At 57.3% G+C, this 17,887-nt stretch carries 17 protein-coding genes; 2 read left to right on the forward strand and 15 right to left on the reverse strand.

Annotated elements, in window-relative coordinates; translation table 11 throughout:
* Positions 1-2 precede the first annotated feature (2 nt).
* The 11 genes from flgK to C7H10_RS17905 all read right to left on the reverse strand — a co-directional run bounded on the left by flgK (position 3) and on the right by C7H10_RS17905 (position 10,851).
* On the reverse strand, positions 3-2,033 hold the full coding sequence (gene flgK / locus C7H10_RS17855) for a flagellar hook-associated protein FlgK (protein WP_061332141.1): 2,031 nt from the start codon (positions 2,031-2,033) through the stop codon (positions 3-5).
* Positions 2,034-2,039: 6 nt separating this feature from the next.
* Entirely contained in the window at positions 2,040-3,035 is a 996-nt protein-coding gene (gene flgJ / locus C7H10_RS17860) for a flagellar assembly peptidoglycan hydrolase FlgJ (RefSeq protein WP_106695898.1), read from the reverse strand.
* An 8-nt stretch (positions 3,036-3,043) separates the two neighbouring features.
* Positions 3,044-4,138: a flagellar basal body P-ring protein FlgI gene (locus C7H10_RS17865; protein ID WP_106695899.1), complete on the reverse strand. Its 1,095-nt coding sequence runs from the start codon at positions 4,136-4,138 to the stop codon at positions 3,044-3,046.
* Positions 4,135-4,836, reverse strand: a complete 702-nt coding sequence (gene flgH / locus C7H10_RS17870; protein ID WP_061332135.1) for a flagellar basal body L-ring protein FlgH — start codon at positions 4,834-4,836, stop codon at positions 4,135-4,137. The genes C7H10_RS17865 and flgH overlap by 4 nt, the downstream gene beginning before the upstream one ends.
* A 3-nt stretch (positions 4,837-4,839) precedes the next feature.
* Positions 4,840-5,628, reverse strand: coding sequence for a flagellar basal-body rod protein FlgG (flgG, locus tag C7H10_RS17875; protein ID WP_058091106.1), 789 nt, complete (start codon positions 5,626-5,628; stop codon positions 4,840-4,842).
* Positions 5,629-5,706: 78 nt separating this feature from the next.
* Positions 5,707-6,459, reverse strand: a complete 753-nt coding sequence (locus tag C7H10_RS17880) for a flagellar basal body rod protein FlgF (protein WP_058091107.1) — start codon at positions 6,457-6,459, stop codon at positions 5,707-5,709.
* Between the two features lie 73 nt (positions 6,460-6,532).
* Positions 6,533-8,434, reverse strand: coding sequence for a flagellar hook protein FlgE (locus C7H10_RS17885; RefSeq protein WP_106695900.1), 1,902 nt, complete (start codon positions 8,432-8,434; stop codon positions 6,533-6,535).
* A 28-nt stretch (positions 8,435-8,462) separates the two neighbouring features.
* Positions 8,463-9,140: a flagellar hook assembly protein FlgD gene (locus C7H10_RS17890; RefSeq protein WP_058091109.1), complete on the reverse strand. Its 678-nt coding sequence runs from the start codon at positions 9,138-9,140 to the stop codon at positions 8,463-8,465.
* Between the two features lie 17 nt (positions 9,141-9,157).
* The gene (gene flgC, locus C7H10_RS17895; RefSeq protein WP_058091110.1) at positions 9,158-9,610 is read right to left on the reverse strand and encodes a flagellar basal body rod protein FlgC; all 453 of its coding nucleotides are present in this window, start codon (positions 9,608-9,610) and stop codon (positions 9,158-9,160) included.
* Between the two features lie 32 nt (positions 9,611-9,642).
* Entirely contained in the window at positions 9,643-10,041 is a 399-nt protein-coding gene (gene flgB, locus C7H10_RS17900) for a flagellar basal body rod protein FlgB (RefSeq protein ID WP_058091111.1), read from the reverse strand.
* Between the two features lie 234 nt (positions 10,042-10,275).
* Positions 10,276-10,851: a nitroreductase family protein gene (locus C7H10_RS17905; protein WP_058091112.1), complete on the reverse strand. Its 576-nt coding sequence runs from the start codon at positions 10,849-10,851 to the stop codon at positions 10,276-10,278.
* Between the two features lie 222 nt (positions 10,852-11,073).
* Between C7H10_RS17905 and C7H10_RS17910 the strand changes: the two genes are divergently transcribed.
* Entirely contained in the window at positions 11,074-12,513 is a 1,440-nt protein-coding gene (locus C7H10_RS17910) for an adenylate/guanylate cyclase domain-containing protein (protein ID WP_058091113.1), read from the forward strand.
* Here the strand turns inward: C7H10_RS17910 and queF are convergent, their stop codons facing one another.
* Genes queF through C7H10_RS17925 form a run of 3 tightly spaced genes read right to left on the reverse strand, consistent with a single transcriptional unit; the run spans position 12,514 to position 15,071 of the window.
* Positions 12,514-13,332: an NADPH-dependent 7-cyano-7-deazaguanine reductase QueF gene (gene queF, locus C7H10_RS17915; RefSeq protein WP_061332125.1), complete on the reverse strand. Its 819-nt coding sequence runs from the start codon at positions 13,330-13,332 to the stop codon at positions 12,514-12,516.
* 18 nt (positions 13,333-13,350) lie between these two features.
* Positions 13,351-14,124: an ABC transporter permease gene (locus tag C7H10_RS17920; RefSeq protein WP_058091115.1), complete on the reverse strand. Its 774-nt coding sequence runs from the start codon at positions 14,122-14,124 to the stop codon at positions 13,351-13,353.
* Positions 14,121-15,071, reverse strand: coding sequence for an ABC transporter ATP-binding protein (locus C7H10_RS17925; RefSeq protein WP_061332121.1), 951 nt, complete (start codon positions 15,069-15,071; stop codon positions 14,121-14,123). The genes C7H10_RS17920 and C7H10_RS17925 overlap by 4 nt, the downstream gene beginning before the upstream one ends.
* Before the next feature lie 254 nt (positions 15,072-15,325).
* On the opposite strand from C7H10_RS17925, the gene C7H10_RS17930 reads away from it, so the two are divergent.
* Positions 15,326-16,444, forward strand: a complete 1,119-nt coding sequence (locus C7H10_RS17930) for an organic solvent ABC transporter permease (RefSeq protein ID WP_106695901.1) — start codon at positions 15,326-15,328, stop codon at positions 16,442-16,444.
* Here C7H10_RS17930 and C7H10_RS17935 read toward each other — a convergent pair.
* Complete coding sequence (locus C7H10_RS17935) at positions 16,434-17,741, reverse strand: cyclic di-GMP phosphodiesterase (RefSeq protein WP_106695902.1); 1,308 nt, start codon at positions 17,739-17,741, stop codon at positions 16,434-16,436. The genes C7H10_RS17930 and C7H10_RS17935 overlap by 11 nt on opposite strands.
* Between the last annotated feature and the right edge of the window lie 146 nt (positions 17,742-17,887).

The following is a 17,887-nucleotide window of genomic DNA, read 5'->3' on the forward strand; positions in this document are numbered from 1 at the left end:
CCTTACCGGAAGCTCTGCAACAAGGTGTTGAACAGATCCTGCGCTACAGACATAACCTGTGCCGACGCGTTATAGGCCGCCTGATACTGAATCAGCTTGCCGGCTTCCTCATCCAGGTTCACGCCGGAGATCGATTCACGTTGGTTATTGGATTGCTCCAGTAACGTTTTGCCAGCCTCTTTATCAAGCTGGCTCTGGCGTGTTTTGACGCCGATATCCTCGACCAGGCCCGCATAGCCCTCGGTGAAGCTTTGCCGGCCACCGTTCAACGTATTGGCGGTACCCAAGGCAGCCAGCAGCTCAGCATTTCGGTTGTCGGAGATGCCATTGCTGTTATAGCCAATGGTGAACACATCACCGTCTGCCGGCTCGCCGGTCATTTCGAACTGGTAGCCCTGATAGAGGTCGCCGGCGGTCGGATCGTTACTGAAAATGGTGTTGATCCGCTGCGGATCATAGGCCAGGTTCGCAGGATTCAACGGGTCACCATTACCATCAAATATGGTGTAGGTAACGTCGGTGCCATCATTGCTGAATCGTATCTCCAATGGCCCGTTCGCCAGCTCGCCCCGGGTTTCAAACCCCGGCAACAGGGCATTGGTGTTCGGGTTGCGAACGTTCAGCATGTTGCCCTGATTGATCTTGGCTGTCCCGAGGTTGGCGTCATCCGCGCTAGCCCGGATCGGGCTGGCGAACGCCAGATCTTCTTCCCGCAGAACGTTCAGCTTAATATTCTCAGCGGCATTTCGACTCGGCTGGATCAGGTACTTGTCGCCCGCATTGAACTGCCCGCCTTCCACCCGGATATTAAAACCGGGCATGGAAATCTCGGACTGTACCGGGTCTGGCAGTCGGCCCTGGTTGACGGTTTTGCCAGTGGCGGAATCGATCAGCTCGAAGTTGCGGCCGTCGCCACTGAACTGCAATGTCCAGGTGCCCGCTGGTAAAAGGCTGCTATCGGTAATCTCAACCGCCAGCTGGCCATTTTTGGGATCTGCATTGTTAGCGTTGGGCACAACTCTACTGCGCTGAAGCCCGATGTCGTTAACATCCGTAAAGAAGTTACCGCCCAGATCACCCTCAAGATCCATCCCGATTTCATGCTGATGGTTGATGGACGCTGAAATCGCAACGGCCAACCGACCCAACTCATCAAACGCGGGTTTCAGGGCCTCCTGGTCAAACCGGCGCAGGCCGCCGAGTTTGCCGCCATTGATCTGCTCATCCACCTGCAGGGTGCGGCCACTGGTGGTCAGGGTGAACTCCAGGCGGGTGGGGTCTTCTGCACTGGTCCGGGTGGCAAACTCGGAGGCATTGGCGCCGGTTACCAGCGACAAGCCATTAGCCAGTGACACATTCACCTGGCTACCCTCTGTCTGGGTAACCCGAATGCCCACCAGTTCCGACAACTCCTTGAGCTTCTGATCCCGCTTGTCCATCAGCTCCAGGGGCATCTTGCCCTGGGCCAGGCCCGGAGACTCAGAAATAGCCAGGTTCAGATCGGCGATGCTCTTGAGCAGGGAATTGGCGTCTTTCACGCCCTGCTGCATCTGGGTTTTAACCGATTCCCGTTGCTGGATAAATTCCTGGTTGAGCGCCTGGAAGCGATTCACCACCTGCTGGGCCTCACTAAGCACCAGCTGGCGTTGAGGCAGTGAAGCCGGGTCTTCCGCTGCATTCTGCAGGGCCGCGAAGAAATTGTTCAGGGCGTTGTTCAACCCTGTGCTTTCGCCCCCCAGCAGGTTATCCAGCCGGGTCAGCTCAGCGTTCAGGGCGTTCTGCTCCCCGAACAGCGTGCTGTCTTCCCGCAACTGCTGGGTCAGGTACTCATCCGCCAGCCGGCGAATGTTTGAAATGGACACCCCGCTGCCAATGGTACCGGCACCCGTACGCCGCCCTTCCTGGGTATCGAATTGCACTTCCTGCCGGCTGTAACCCGGAGTGTTTGCATTGGTGATGTTATTGGCGGTGGTGTTCAGCGCTGTCTGATGACTGAGCACCCCGGTCAAACCGATTCCGATCAACCCTGCCATGATGCTTTACTCCCTCGGCACGTCGCTGTTCATGGACAGCGTCATCAGAGAATCCCTGTTCATAATCCGGCGAATCTTGGAACCATACTCCGGATCAGTTGCATAGCCGGCTTCCTGAAGTTTGTCTGCAAAGACTTCAGGCTGATCGGCTGACGACAGCACATCCCGGTACCGGGGGTTGCTGTTAAGGAAATCCACGTAATCCCTGAAGCTCGCCTCGTAATCCGGGTAGGCCCGGAAATCGGCGCGCTCCTTCATGGGTACTCCCCCACGAAACTCGGTGGTGGTAATGGTCACGGCGTCACCACCCCAGCGGGTATCGGCCTTGATACCGAACAGGTTGAAACTGGGCTGGTCGCCATCCCCTTTGATCATGTGGCGCCCCCAGCCGGTTTCCAGTGCCGCCTGTGCCACCATCAACCTGGGGTCGATGCCGCTTTCTTTACCGATGCGCTCGGCAAATGGCATCAACTCGGCCACGAAGTGCTCCGGTGATTCAAAGGTCAATGGTAACTCTGCCGCCGTCGCGGTTTGCTCGGGCTGCTTCTGTTCGGCCGCCTGAGTCATTTCATCGATGGCCTTCAGCTGCTCCGGCAAGTTGCGGGATATCGCCGGCACACTGCGGTCATAGTCCGCCAGGGTGGCCTTGTGCCCCGCCAGCCGCTCGCCATTACTGGCCATGCCGGGTACATCGCGGCTCAGCTGCCTGACCAGCGCCTCCGCAAGACCTGTTCCACTGCCGCCAGACATGCTCAAACTGACCTGGCTGTCGAACATGTCCCGGTAGAACTCTGACTCGTTGCTGTTGAGGTAATTACCCTCGGCAAAGGCCTCCCCGGCCTTACGCATGGATTTCAGCATCTCCGCCAGAAACAGACTTTCAAACTGGCGCGCCACCTGCTCAAGGGCTGCCTGTTTATCCGATCTCGCCTGGGCCTTCAGGGCATTCAGCCCACTGAAGTCGGTATAGATCTCGGCCTGTTTTACGCGATAGTCCTGCATGGCTACACCTAGATCACGATCAGCTCGGCACGCAGAGCGCCGGCCGTTTTCAGAGCTTCAAGCACCGCCATGACATCCCCGGGTGCTGCTCCCACCTGGTTAACGGCCTGAACGATCTCGTTAAGGGTGGTCGCCGGGCCAAACTGGAACATTCTCGCCGGGTCTTCAGTCACTGCTATCTGGGTGTTTTGCTGCAACGCAGTGTCACCCTGGGCAAACGGATTGGGCTGCACCACCTCCGGGTTTTCCTGAATGGTCACCGTCAGGTTGCCGTGGGTGACCGCCGCCGGGCTGACCCGCACGTTCTGGCCAACCACTATGGTGCCGGTGCGGCTGTTGATCACCACCCTGGCGGCTTCTTCAGCCGGCTCCACTTCGATGTTCTCAAGAATCGACAGGAAGCTGACCCGCTGGGATGGGTCGCGGGGAGCCCGCACGGAAATGGCTGTCGCATCGTGGGCATAGGCCATATCCGGCCCCAGCGTATCGTTAATGGCTTCCACTACCCGCCGAGCGGTGGTGAAGTCGGCCCGCATCAGGTTGAAGGTGATGGTGTCACCCCGGGTAAACGGAGACTCGACTTCCCGCTCGATGGTGGCACCGTTGGGAATCCGGCCAACACTGGGCACGTTCACGGTAATCCGGGAACCGTCCTGCCCCTGGGCGCCGAAACCGCCTACCACAAGACTGCCCTGGGCCATGGCATAGACTTGGCCATCAGCGCCTTTGAGCGGTGTCATCAGAAGTGTGCCGCCTCGCAGGCTGTCTGCGTTACCAATGGAAGATACCGTAATATCCAGCTCCTGGCCGGACTTGGCGAATGGAGGCAGTGTGGCACTCACGGTGACCGCGGCGACGTTTTGCAGGTTCGGGTTAACGCCATCCGGCAGAGTGATGCCGAACTGATTCATCATGTTGCGGAAGGTCTGGTTGGTGAACGGCGCTTTATCACCGGTACCATCCAGGCCCACCACCAGGCCGTAACCGATCAGCTGGTTGTTACGAACACCTTTTACCTTGGCCAGATCCTTCAGGCGGTCAGCCATCACCGGCGAGGCACACACCGCCAGCAACGCGAACACGGCAATCATTCTGCGCATCATAGCGGCCACCACTCACTGTTGAAGAACCGCGCCAGCCAGCCCATCTGGTTAGCCTGGTCGAAATCACCGGTGCCGCCATAGGCAAAGCGGGCATCCGCTACCCGGTTGGAGGCCACGGTGTTATCCGGCTTGATATCCTGCGGCCGCACCATACCGGTCAGGCGTATGTACTCGTCGCCGTTGGTCAGCGACAGCCACTTTTCACCACGAACGCGCAGGACACCGTTGGGCAGAACTTCCGTGACGGTAACGGTGATGCTGCCGGCCAGGCTGTTGCTCTGGTCCGCCTCTGCAGAACCGTTGAAGTCCCGCTCAAAGTTCGCCCTGGCATTCAGGCCAATGTTGGCCTTACCAAAGATGCTCGGCTCCGGAATGTTCAGCTCCTGGTCTTTGGTGATACTGGTTTCGGCGCTCTTGCTGGCACGGGTTGATTCCTGCAGGGTCACAGTCAACACATCACCGATGTTCAGGGCCTTGGTATCGCCGTACAGGTTGTAGTTACGGGCCGGCTGGAAAATGGCGCCGGAGTCCGGGTCACGCTGCATCATGGCCTGGGCGCGCACCGGTGCGTATGCCGGGTCGTCTGGCAGTGCCCGTGGGCGACTCATGGCGGTGCAGCCCTGCAGAACAATCAGCACACCCACCAGTGCCAGGGTGGCGAACCGTTCTTTCTTGAAGGTGTGATGAATGATGTTCATAACTTACCCGATGTTATTGGTAATGAACTGGAGCATCTGATCGGTGGTCGAGACCACCTTGGAGTTCATCTCATAGGCCCGTTGGGTGGTGATCATATTGACCAGTTCTTCCACCACTTCGACGTTGGATGACTCAATGGTGCCCTGCTCGATATTTCCCAGACCGGCCAGGCCAGGCTCACCCTCTGCCGGATCGCCACTGGCGTTGGTTTCCTTGAACAGGTTGTTGCCGATGGCCTGCAAGCCCTGGGGGTTGATGAAGTCCACCAGGGTGATCTGGCCAAGGTTGATTGGCGCAGCCTGGTCATCGGTCACCACAGTGACGGTGCCATCCTTACCAATCGTGATGTTGGTCGCGTCTTCCGGCACGTTGATGTTGGGTTCCAGCGGGTAGCCATCCGGCGTTACCACATCACCGTCGGCATTCAACTGGAACTGACCATCCCGGGTATAGGCAATCTGGCCATCCGGCAGCTCAATCTGGAAGAAGCCCCGGCCATTCACGGCCAGGTCCAGCGGCTGATCGGTAATCTGCAGGTTGCCCTGGCTGAACTGCTTGGCAGTGCCAACCACCCTCACCCCGGTACCCAGTTGCAGGCCAGATGGAAGCTCGGTGTTCTCAGTGCTCAGACCACCCGGCTGCCGGTTGATCTGGTACAGGAGATCCTGGAATACCGCCCGGTCACGCTTGAAGCCGGTGGTGTTCACGTTTGCCAGGTTGTTTGAGATGGTGGACATGTTGGTGTCCTGTGCGCTCAACCCGGTTTTGCTGACCCAAAGTGCTGGATGCATTGCTCTACTCCTTACCCGCCGGCTGCAGCGGCGATTCTTTGCCGCTTGTGGCCAGTGGATGATCTGATCTCAGTGTTATCAAAGGTTCTGCAACAGTCGTGCCGCAGCCTCGGAATTCTCGTTGGCAGTCGACATGACCTTCACCTGCATCTCGTACTGACGGGATAACTGCAGATTGGCAATCATTTCTTCCACAGCATTAACGTTCGAACTTTCCAAAAAACCAGTGGCGACGCGCATAGCGGCATCCGGCGGCTCCGGGCCATCGAGGGCCTGGTCCGGCTTACGGCGGATGAATCCATCCAGCCCCTTCTCGAGGGCATTGCCGGGCGGGTTCACCAGTTTCAGGCGGTCCACTTCAACCAGCTGATCCGGCGGGCCACCCACGGGCACAATAGAGATGGTGCCGTCTGCCCCTACCTGCAGGTTGTCAAAGGGCGGCAGGGCCACGGGACCACCATTGCCCAGCACCAGCTCACCGCTGGCGAGGCGAACCAGGCCGTTTACATCCACCTGGAGGCTGCCGCTGCGGGTAAACACCTCTTCACCCAGATCGTTCTGCACTGCCAGCCAGCCATCGCCCTCTACGGCAACGTCCAGCTTGCGACCGGTGTCCATCAGGGCGCCGGCAGAGAGATCGGTGCCGGGGCGCTCGGTCATGGCGTAGGCGCGGGTGGGGTGGTGTTCACCAAAGACAGGCATACTGCGGGCCTGGGCAAAATCCTTTTTGAAACCGGTGGTGTTCACGTTTGCCAGGTTATTGGCATGGGCACGCTGGGCCAGCATGTTCTGCTTGGCGCCAGACATTCCAATATAAAGGGCTTTGTCCATGGGCAAACTCCTGCCGGAATTTTGACTGTTTCCAGTCATCCTGCAGGAGTCATGCCATGTTTATGGAAGGGCGTTACCGGAGGTTGATGATGGTCTGGGTGACCGCATCGGAGGTTTCAATGGTCTTGGCGTTAGCCTGGTAATTGCGCTGGGCAATGATCAGGTTGACCAGCTCTGCGGAGAGGTCCACATTGGACTCTTCCACCGAGCTTGCCTTAATGGAACCCAGGGTACCGGTATCCGGTGCGCCGATAATCGGCTGGCCAGACTCAAAGGTTTCCACCCAGGTGGTCTCACCCACCGGTGACAGCCCATTGGTGTTGTTGAACGATGCCAACGCCACCTGCCCCAATGATTTGGATTGCCCGTTGGTATATCGGGCAAAGATCACACCCTGGTCAGACACGTCCAGGCCAGACAAACGGCCGGTGCTGTAGCCGTTCTGGCGCTGGTCGTTGACACCGAAATTGGCGCCGTACTGGGTGGTGTTCCCGAGGTCCACCACGAAGGCAGAGGTTGTTGGCGGCTCGGGAATAGGCGTAACAACCTCTTCACCCGGCAATGGTGGGCCATCGGCACCATTCGGCTCGCCGTTCGGGTCTTTCGGAATCCAGTCGGTAACCACAATTTCACCGTTCGGGTCACCGTTGATGGACTGCAACGTGCCATCTTCGTTGAAGCGTGCCGTGTACGGAGAGGTGTCTGTACCGGCCACCAGCTCACCATCAATCTGCAAATAAACCGACCACTCACTGACACCCACGCCGTTACCAGGCGAAGGATTCTTGACGAAGAACTGGGTCAATTCGTGGGAATTACCCAGACTGTCAAAGATGGTGGTTGAGGTGGCGTGGTTGTAGGTTCTCTGATCCAGGGGATTGAAGGAATTGGTAATCCGCAGGTCGCCACCGGCAAAGGCATCGGCAATCTCGCTGCTCGCGCCAGCTGGAAGAATATCCTGAACCGTGCGATCAGACTGAATATTCACATCGCCCTGGAATACCTCAAGCGCCTGGTTTACCCCGGCATCGGTGCTGGCGAAACTGATACCCACATTAGAACCACGGTTATCAATAATCCGGATATCGCTTCCACCATCAACCAGGGAGGCAGACAGGCTTGTGGCGCTAGAGGCGTTGATGGCGTCTACCAGCCCCTGCAATGAACTGACCCCGCTGAGTGAGATAGGCACATTCTGGCCATCCAGCTCTATCCGGAATTCAGTATCGCCGGCCGCTAATGCATCTTCCAGATCAGTAATCGAGAATTCCTGACCAAGGGTGACCGCCGTGGTGGCAGAGGCCGACAACCCGCGCTGCTGATTGATGATGCCCGCGGCGTCTCTCGCGGTGGAACCAGCAGGAATGGTGATGTCCGGCGAGTTGGTGCCGTCCGAGTAGGCGACACGGAACACATCGTCTACAGTCAGATCACCCATGGAGACCGTTTGGAAGTCCACCACCCGGCTTTCCAGCACAGATTGCCGGGAGTCCAGGTTCAGATCGGATCGCAGATTGGTGGTACGGCGCGGAGCCAGGTTGTCAGTTTCAATCTGCAGATCACCCCGAATACCAGACAGGTTGCCGTCGTCATCCGCGGTAAAACCCTGAACCCGCATGTTCTGGTTATTGGTCACAAAACCGTCTTTATCGATTCCAAACTGGCCAGCCCGAGAGTAGCGAATCTCGCCATTGTTATTCAGGATAAAGAAACCATCACCACTGATAGCCATGTCCAGGCCATTATCGGTAAAGCTGATGTTGCCCTGGCCAAAGGACTGCTTGACGTCCTGAACGCGCACACCATCACCGATCGGGTTAGTGCCGCCACTCAGAAAGCCGCTGGCGTACAAATCACCGAACTGTACCTTGCTGCCTTTGAAGCCCACCGTGCTGGCGTTGGCAATGTTGTTGCCGGTGACATCCAGATCGACCGAAGCTGCCCGAAGGCCGCTCAAACCTGTGTTAAATGCCATGACTTATACCTCCTGGTCTGACACCGGATCAGTTAATTTGTTTGACGTCGGACAGGGCAATGGAACCCATACCGGCAAGATTGAGGGTAATGGAACCGCCCTTACCCAGGGACACACTGTCCACATTGGCGCTAACCATGGTGCCGAGCTGTTCAGGACCGGACGGATAAGAGCCCTGCGCGACAATCTGGTACGGTCCAGGCGGCAAAGGATTGCCGTTGCCGTCCTCGCCATCCCAACGGAACGACACCACACCGGCCTGGCTACTGCCCATATCAATCTGGCGAACCAGCTCACCACTCTGGTTCATTACCGACAAGCGCAGCCCACCGGTAGATGCTGGCACTTCGATGGTTCCGGTAATCTCGCCATCATTACCCAAAATTCCCACATTGGAAGGAGCAAGAACGGTCTTGCCAACCATTGCAGACGCCTGCAGCGCCTGGCTGGAACGGAACTGTCCGGCCACATCCTCAACGGTACTCGACAGGTTCTGCATTTCTTCCAGAGAGCTGAACTGCGCCAGCTGAGCGATGAAATCACCGTTGTCCTGAGGGTCAAGCGGGTTCTGGTTCTTCAACTGGGCAAGCATCAGCTCCATGAAAGCATCTTTGCCAAGTTCGCTGCCGCCACGGGCTTTGTCGTCCTGCTTGATCTGATACTGGCTCAGTACGTCTGAGGCCGATGCGGAATTCACTGCACTCATGACTCACTCCTCACTATTTACTGCTGACCCAGCGTCAGGATTCGTTGCATCATGGACTTGGCAGTGTTCATGACGTCCACATTCATCTGGAAGCTGCGGGAGGAAGACATCATGTCTGCCATTTCCTCAACCACATTCACATTCGGGTAGAACACGTAACCGTCTTCATTGGCAGCGGGATGGTTGGGCTCGTAGCGCATCTGCAACTCTGCATCGCTCTCCAGGATTCCCTCAACCCGTACACCGGCACCGGGGCCGTCGTCCAGGCTGGTGCCGAAGCCCTGCTGTTGATCCGGGTTCAGCATGGCCTGCTGAATGGCGGCGAAGACTGGTTTGCGTGCCCTGTAAGCATTCTCGGTGCTGGAACTGGCAGTCTCGGCGTTCGCAATGTTGGAAGCCGTGGTATTCAGCCGCAGGGATTGTGCGGTCATGCCGGAACCGGCGATGTCAAAAATGTTGCCCAGTGACATGGCAATCTCCTCAAATCGTAAATGACTGCGGCTTACTCACCCTTCAGGGCTTTGGTCAATCCGGAAAACTTGCTGCTCAGAAACTGGAAGCTGGCCTGATAGTCCATGGCATTGCGCATGAAGCGGCTCTGCTCTTCCTGGGCATCCACGGTATTACCATCGACAGACGGCTGGTGCGGATTGCGGTAAAGCAACTCGCCGTCACTGCCGGGGCTGGAGGTGTCCATGTGGCCTTGGTGAGTGGTCGCCATTTGCAGACCACTGACCGACTCCTGGGCTTTCTGCATCATCGCCCTGAAATCGATATCCCGTGCCTTGTAGCCCGGGGTATCGGCATTGGCCAGGTTGTTGGCGAGTACTTCCGCACGCTGCACCCGGGCCTGAAGTGCGTGCTCGTGAATACCCAATGCCTTATCAAATGTAATTGCCATGACTGCCTCCGGAATTCTGCACCGGCACCGCTTGAACGGCGGCTTGCCGGATTTGCGTTCTGGAAGAGTCAAAGCAAAGGTGGTGCCAGTTTTCGAGAGTGCTTGGGCGCCAGGGCTTCTGGAGGGATGCGATCAGATTTTGAGCGGCAACGGAGAAGGGTTCAGAGCAAAGGCGGCAAACCATTTCCCTTGGCGGTTAAACGGATTGCCGCTATCAAAACATCAGCGGGAAGCTCACCAACTTTCCTGGCGCCCGGGCCCACGCCAGACCTTTACAAAATCCCCGGTAGCCGGGCGTGGCACTGAAGGTTTCTCAACCGACACCGTACCGGTATACAGGAAGCCGACGACCGTTTCCCCGGGCTCTAAACCCAACCCTTCAAGCACATCGGGATGGTAGGCCACCCCCCCGGTACGCCACATCACGCCAAAACCAGCATCCTGCAGGGCAAGGCCGAGAAAGCTCATGCCCGATGCGGCAGACATAAGCTGTTCGACCTCCGGCACTTTCGGGTGGGATTTGGGCGTTGCGATTCCTACGATCACCATCGGTGCCCGCAGCGGCGCCCGCCGGGCTTTCTCGATTTCCTGCTCACTGGCGCTATCAGGACATGCCTTGGCGAACAGGTCTCCCAGGGCCTGCCGGGCATCCCCTTCCACCACAAGATAGCGCCATGGCCTCAGTAAGGCATGGTCCGGTGCCCTGGCGGCACACTGAAGGGCCACATCAACTATACTCCGCGGCGGTGCCGGGTCTTCTAATCGTGGTTCGGATGCTCTTTCGAGTAAAAATCGGGTTACAGACGTCATACTGGCTCACAGTCAAGATGGCTGTATCTGTTGCCCTAAGGGCAAAGATGCCTCAGCGAATTGTGGGTTATACGTAATACTGTTAACCTTTAGTAGTAACTACACATAGAAAAATAACCACCAACAACGATAACGTGTTCGGCGGCATACAATGAGTGACCAACAAGCTTTTCGCAACTGCAGGGCCCTGTATTCCTGCCACCGGGAAGACTCGGTTCTGACATGATGAGCGCACAGGCCGATTTGCGCAATGTCGCCAGCAGCGCGGGTAAACTCGCTTCCGCGGACATCCACGACCACACCGTGGCCATTCCGCCCATGCCGGATTATAACGGCCGAATCATCGCCTACACCGCAACGGCCGCGATTATTGTCGCCGGAATCCTCCAGGGCGTGTTTCAGCAATGGTTGCTGTGGTTTGTGGCCGGCGCACTTACTTGGCCGCACATCGCCCATTTGCTGACCAGGCGTACGTTTCTTCGCCGCTCACCACGAATCCGGCAGAAGATGCTGTTTCTCGACTGCGTTATTGGTGGCACCTTCATCGGACTTATCGGCCTGATTGCCATTCCCTCGGTGTCCATATTGTTAATGCTGATGTTCAGTTGCCTGATTGTGGGCGGTATCCGCCAGTGGCTGTTCGGCACCGTACTCATGCTCGCCTCACTTGCGGCGTCTGCAGCTACCTTTGGCGTTGCCGACAGCCTGCAATCGCCACTGCTGACCAGCATCCTGGCCCTGGCCTCTACCGGCGTCTATATCTGCGTAACCGCCTACTACTCCCACCAGCAGGCCCGCACGCTACTGCTGGCAAAAACCCAGATCCAGAACCAGCGCGAACAGTCCATCGCACTCTCCCACAAGCTATCCAAATACCTGTCCCCGCAGGTCTGGCAATCCATTTTTACCGGCGAGCGTGACGTTCGCCTGGAAACCCAGCGCAAAAAACTGGCCGTGTTCTTCTCCGACATCAAGGGCTTCACCGAACTGTCTGAAGAAATGGAACCCGAAGCCCTGACCGAACTGCTCAATCACTACTTCAATGAAATGTCAGAAGTCGCTCTCCGATACGGCGGCACCATCGATAAATTCGTTGGCGATTCCATCATGATCTTCTTTGGCGACCCGACCAGCCGCGGCCAGCGAGAAGATGCTTTCGCCTGTGTGTCGATGGCTATCGATATGCGCAAGCATATGAAGATCATGCGCCAGAAATGGCGGAGCCAGGGCATCAAAACCCCGCTTGAGATCCGTATGGGTATCAGCACCGGGTACACCACGGTGGGTAACTTTGGCGCCGAAAACCGGATGGACTACACCATTATCGGCAAGGAGGTGAACCTGGCCAGCCGGCTGGAAAGCCTCGCAGAACCTGGCGAGATTCTGGTGTCCTACGAGACCTTCTCTCTGATCAAAGATCGCATTATGTGCCGGGACAAAGGCGAGATCACCGTGAAGGGCTTCGGCAAGCCGGTGCCCATTTACGAGGTGGTGGACTTCCGCCGGGACATGGGTCCGAACCGCAGCTTCCTGGAGCATGAACACAGCGGCTTTGCCATGTACCTGGACTCCGACAAGATCACCGAAAGGGAACGCAGAGACGTACTCGCCGCCCTGGAAGACGCAGCCGACCGGCTGCGTCAGGAAGACGACGCCGACTAACTACTGCCGGACCAACCTCGGTCCGGCATCACCCTCTGCACGGGTACTGCGCCACGGGTTGATATCCAGCCCTCCACGCCGCGTGTACCGGGCGCAAACCATCAATTCCGTTGGCTGGCACCGGGCCATCAAATCCGTAAACACGGTTTCCACACAGTGCTCATGGAAATCCTGCTTCTGGCGGAAACTGACCACGTAACGCAGCAAACCCGCACGGTCTATCTTCGGGCCGGTATATCGAACGAACACGCTGGCCCAGTCAGGCTGACCAGTGACCGGGCAATTGCTTTTCAGCAGGTGGGAACACAGCTGCTCGCTGACCACTTCCTCACCAGCGCTGAGTGAATCCGCCGAGTATTCGTAAACCACATCGTCTACCGGCTCGTCATCAATCAGCTCATAGCCCTGCGGCCGACCTTCCGCAGGCGCGGATTCGTCGACACTGAACAGCCGCACAGTCACGGCGGCACCACAGGCACTGGACAGGTCTGCGGTAATGGTCTCAGCAACCTGATCCGCCGATGAGAACACCGCCTGGTTCAGGGAATTCAGGTAGAGCTTCAGGGATTTACTTTCGATAATCGACGGCGACGCCGCCGGAAAACGGATCTCCCCCCAGGCAACTGCTGGCACGCCGCCCGGGCGCAACCAGGATATCTCCCACGCCTGCCAGAGGTCCTCACCAAACCATGGCCAGCGGCCATCCTCCAGCCCGATACGGCGGCGGTTTTCCTCACGGGCAACCGGGAACAACAGGGACGGATCGTACTGATCCGGATAGTCGCTGGACTTACCCAGCGGCGCATTGTGCAAAGCCATAGTTTTTCCTGAAACCTGTCAGTGGCGGATACCCTTGCCCCGGGCAAGCATACGCAGTGCAATGGTCGCCAAAAGGACAATGAAAACCAGAATCATACCAAGGGAGACAAACGGATTAACGTCTGAAACACCCAGTATGCCGAAGCGGAAACCATTCACCATATAGAGTATAGGGTTGGCCATCGACACGCCCTGCCAGAACCCCGGCAACATATCGATGCTGTAGAACACCCCACCAAGGTATGTCAGTGGTGTCAGCACAAACGTGGGCACAATGGAAATATCATCAAACTTGGTGGCCAGCATGGCATTAATGAAGCCCCCCAGGGAAAACAACGCCGATGTCAGGAATACCGTCATTACCACCATGGGCAGGCTGTGAATCGATAACCGGGTAAAAGCAAGAGACAGCAAGGTAACCACCAGGCCAATACTCAGCCCCCGGGCCATACCGCCCGCCACGTAACCGGCCAGGATAGTCCAGTTGGGAACCGGCGACACCAGAAGCTCCTCAATGCTGCGCTGAAACTTCATGGAAAAAAACGATGACACCACGTTGGCGTAGGAGTTGGTGATCACCGCCATCATGATCAGCCCCGGCACAATGAACTGCATATAGTCAAACCCACCCATTTCACCAATGCGCGAGCCGATCAGGTTGCCGAAGATAATAAAATACAGCGTCATGGTGACCGCAGGCGGCAACAGAGTCTGGGGCCATATCCGGGTAAACCGGCGAATCTCTCGAAGTACAATGGTACAGAATGCGGTCCACAAAGCATGCAAGGTCACGCCGTCACCTCCGCCTGCCGGTTGGTCTCACGGGCGTTATCTTCCACCATGCGCACGAACAGCTCTTCCAGCCGGTTGGCTTTGGTGCGCATGCTGATTACCTTGATGCCCTGCTTTTCCAGCTCAACAAAGAGGGCGTTCAGGCCCTGCCCTTTGGCCACCTCGGCCTCCAGTGCCCCGTCGTCGTTGAGTTCGCAATGAAAGCCTTCGAGCTCCGGGGCGGCATCAACGGGCTGCTCGAGATCCAGCACGAATGTTTCCACACTCAGCTGTTTAAGCAGCTCGCGCTTGCTGGTGTGCCGGATAATCTCCCCGTGGTCAATGATCGCAATATTGCGGCAAAGCGCCTCGGCTTCTTCAAGATAATGAGTGGTCAGAATGATCGTGGTGCCCTGGCGGTTCATCTCTTCCAGGAACTGCCACATAGAACGGCGCAGCTCGATATCAACGCCGGCGGTGGGCTCATCGAGAATCAGCAGGCGTGGTTCATGCACCAGCGCACGGGCAATCATCAGCCGCCGCTTCATACCGCCAGACAGCATCCGCGACGGGGTGTCGCGCTTGTCCCACAAGCCCAGTTTCCGGAGGTACTTCTCCGCCGAGATCCTGGCCTGCTTGAGTGGAATGCCGTAGTAACCGGCCTGAGTTGTGACTATGTCGAAGACCTTTTCAAACTGGTTGAAATTGAACTCCTGTGGCACCACTCCAAGGTTCAGCTTCGCGGCGGACAGTTCGGTATCGATGTCATGGCCGAACACCTTCACCCGCCCACCGGATTTGTTCACCAACGAAGACACAATGCCCAGGGTGGTGGATTTTCCAGCACCATTCGGGCCCAGAAGTGCGAAAAAATCGCCTTCCTGTACCTGAAGATCAATCCCCTTAAGCGCCTGAAAGCCACTGCTGTAGCTTTTGACCAGCCCTTCAATTTCCAATGCGTAGGTCATAACCAAACCGTTATCTGGGAGGAACGTGTGCCGAAACCGGCAAATAGGTAGAGAGCTAGGTGATTGTGGCGATCTGACGAAAATCAAGGGGGGTGAGCACAACCAGGCAGACCACCGGCAAACGCAGAAACTGCGACAGGTTTCCCGATATACCTCTGCCGCCCTCCCTATAATGCTGTTACAACAACTTACAAAAAGCCTGACACCCGGCACCGGATGCGCCAGGCCAACGCGAAGGGATTGTACGACACACTATGAGATTCGTTCACCTCACCCGCCTGCTCTTACATTTTTCCGCTGCGTTTGTTCTGGCAGGTTGCCTGGACAGCGGTGGCAGTTCCGGCTCAGACGACACCAGTACCGGGCGTGTGCACTTTCTGGGGGTTAGTGGTCTCGATTACCAAACCGCCAGCCAGACCGGCACAACCGATGATCAGGGCCGGTTCCGTTACTATCCCGGCGAAACCCTGTCGTTCAACGTTGGCAATCTGCCCATTGTCTCTGACGTTCCGGCACGGGAATACGTAACCTTTCTCGAATTTCTGCCAGAGACCCGGGACGCCCTCAACACCCCCGGCGTAAATGACGAGGAACTTCGGGATCACACCATCAGCGAACAACAGCAGCTCAACAACATCACCCTGCTGAACATGACGCGGTTTCTGATGGCCCTGAACTGGACAGAGAATGTACCTGAAGGCTCAGGCATTGATATACGCACAAGAGTCATCGACCAGTTAAACGCCGCCCTGGACAACCCGGACCTGCCCAACGCCCTGAATTTTAACGTCAACCAGGCGGAGTTCACCGCAGAAGACTCACCCGCCAATCAACTACTGGCGCAGATCTGCTTCTACCCGGAGGACGACGAGCTTTGCTCCGCCCCACCCACAGACGACGACATCAACAACGCACCGCCACGGCCGGAAAACGACGACGACATTGATCCGGATACCGACTACCGGGAAGACCTGGAAAACCTGCGCAACCGGATTCTCCAGGCCGTACGGACCCTGGAAGATGCAGACAACGAACGGGCCAGAACCTATCTACGCCGGGAGCTGAATGCCATCACCCGGGATATCGGGCGCCGCTATTACCTGGCAGACCATAAAGCCAACCATGCCGCCAGCGACACCGAAATCAAGACGGTTGCCATCCGCAAGATCGGTGGGGAGCCAGAACTAGCTCAGTTGGAGGCAATCAGCAAACGGGAGCAGGATGTCGTTGTCCACTCCTGGAGCTGGCAAGACGCAGACGTAGACTACTTTGTGGCCGGGCCCAGCGGCGGAGAATCGGAACTGCTTATCAACTTCAGACCAGGCAACACCTACCGCTGGGTACGCAAACAATTGCGGGTTGTTATCGATTGATCAGACTGTTCAGCGACCACCGGAATTCGCCACCGGTAACATCGTAAAGGGCTGGGTCCAATCCCTCTGTTCCGTGGGGCAGGCAGTCCCTTACAGTCACCGCTTCAGAGGCCGGACGAGATTGGTTGAATTTCGCCAGATCAATAATCCTGGCGGTTTTCAGGGGCTGGCAATCCGGGCCTTGCATCACCATCACCCGGGGCCATAGACGACGCTCTGGCGAGTGGGAAACCACAACACCCCGCTGGCCGTCGGACAGCTCCACCAGTGAACCGGTCGGGTAGATACCAATGGCCTGAATAAAGGCCTCAACCAGGTCCTCCTGGAATTCGATATTGCGCATGTCGTACAGCAGGGAAACCGCTTTAGCGGGGGTCAAGGGCTGCTGATCATCACGGGGTGCCGTCATCGATTCAAAAAACTCAGCGATGCCAGCCACCTTGGCCAGCAGCGGAATACGGTCGCCACGGATCCCCTGCGGGAAACCGGAACCGTTGTGACGTTCCCGATGCCCCTGCACCACACTCATCACCGCACGTGACAAGCCGGCGTGTTCAAGCAGTTTCACGCCCCGGGTAACGTAGCTACGATACTCCGCGTATTCTTCCGGCCCGAGTTGATGCTCGCGCATCAGCAGGTCTTTCGGCAGCTCGGTCTTGCCCACCTGAGACAGCAAACAACCGGTGCCAAGATGGTTCAGCAGGCCCTCATTCAGACCAAGCTGACGACCACAGACCAATGCCCAAACGGCGGTATTGATCGCATGGCGATAGATGTAATCGTCATACTGACGGGTGCGGCTCAGCCACAACAACGCATCCGGCTGGCGGGCAACACTTGCCACCATTTTACGGGCCACCTCAGCAGCCGGCCGAAGATCCGGCATCTGGCCAGATTGGGCTGTCGCGAATGTCTCCTTAAGCGCTTTCTCAGCATCCGCCAGCAAGCGGCGGGAAACCTTTACTTCTCTCTTGAGCGTGGTGGCGGTCTGGTAGATGACTGGCTCACGAATACTCAACGGAGCCAGTTGCAGCTCCTCCCGGCCGTTGGTACGGCTGGTGGACGCCTTACGGAAGGATTTTCCGGTCTCTTTACTCAGGGCGGCAGAATCCCGGCTCTCAGCCACATCGACCATCACCCACTTACAGTGGGAAACCAGCGCCCGAATGTCGTTCTGGGAGCGGATATAGAAGCCCTGAATGGGGAATGGGGTCTGATGCCACGGCCGATCCAGGTCAGACACGAACATGCCGACCTCCAGATCATGAACCGCGATTTTCTTCTGCTGGACTCCCACCGCACACCTCAGAAAACTGGATTATTGGATATCAACCAGTTTGCCACTCTGGTTAAAAGACACCATTACAGTTTGGTATCCAAACACCACAGAAAGGAAACAAGGAGTAACGCAAGTTATCAAACCGCAACGAAATGTAGCATCGT

This window comes from Marinobacter shengliensis (assembly GCF_003007715.1).
GTDB classification, from domain to species: Bacteria; Pseudomonadota; Gammaproteobacteria; order Pseudomonadales; family Oleiphilaceae; genus Marinobacter; species Marinobacter shengliensis.

Bases quoted from the DNA above. Each gene is read 5' to 3' on its own strand.
- flgK (WP_061332141.1), bottom strand. From the start codon at position 2,033: ATGGCAGGGTTGATCGGAATCGGTTTGACCGGGGTGCTCAGTCATCAG.
- flgJ (WP_106695898.1), bottom strand. From the start codon at position 3,035: ATGCAGGACTATCGCGTAAAACAGGCCGAGATCTATACCGACTTCAGT.
- C7H10_RS17865 (WP_106695899.1), bottom strand. From the start codon at position 4,138: ATGATGCGCAGAATGATTGCCGTGTTCGCGTTGCTGGCGGTGTGTGCC.
- flgH (WP_061332135.1), bottom strand. From the start codon at position 4,836: ATGAACATCATTCATCACACCTTCAAGAAAGAACGGTTCGCCACCCTG.
- flgG (WP_058091106.1), bottom strand. From the start codon at position 5,628: ATGCATCCAGCACTTTGGGTCAGCAAAACCGGGTTGAGCGCACAGGAC.
- C7H10_RS17880 (WP_058091107.1), bottom strand. From the start codon at position 6,459: ATGGACAAAGCCCTTTATATTGGAATGTCTGGCGCCAAGCAGAACATG.
- C7H10_RS17885 (WP_106695900.1), bottom strand. From the start codon at position 8,434: ATGGCATTTAACACAGGTTTGAGCGGCCTTCGGGCAGCTTCGGTCGAT.
- C7H10_RS17890 (WP_058091109.1), bottom strand. From the start codon at position 9,140: ATGAGTGCAGTGAATTCCGCATCGGCCTCAGACGTACTGAGCCAGTAT.
- flgC (WP_058091110.1), bottom strand. From the start codon at position 9,610: ATGTCACTGGGCAACATTTTTGACATCGCCGGTTCCGGCATGACCGCA.
- flgB (WP_058091111.1), bottom strand. From the start codon at position 10,041: ATGGCAATTACATTTGATAAGGCATTGGGTATTCACGAGCACGCACTT.
- C7H10_RS17905 (WP_058091112.1), bottom strand. From the start codon at position 10,851: ATGACGTCTGTAACCCGATTTTTACTCGAAAGAGCATCCGAACCACGA.
- C7H10_RS17910 (WP_058091113.1), top strand. From the start codon at position 11,074: ATGATGAGCGCACAGGCCGATTTGCGCAATGTCGCCAGCAGCGCGGGT.
- queF (WP_061332125.1), bottom strand. From the start codon at position 13,332: ATGGCTTTGCACAATGCGCCGCTGGGTAAGTCCAGCGACTATCCGGAT.
- C7H10_RS17925 (WP_061332121.1), bottom strand. From the start codon at position 15,071: ATGACCTACGCATTGGAAATTGAAGGGCTGGTCAAAAGCTACAGCAGT.
- C7H10_RS17930 (WP_106695901.1), top strand. From the start codon at position 15,326: ATGAGATTCGTTCACCTCACCCGCCTGCTCTTACATTTTTCCGCTGCG.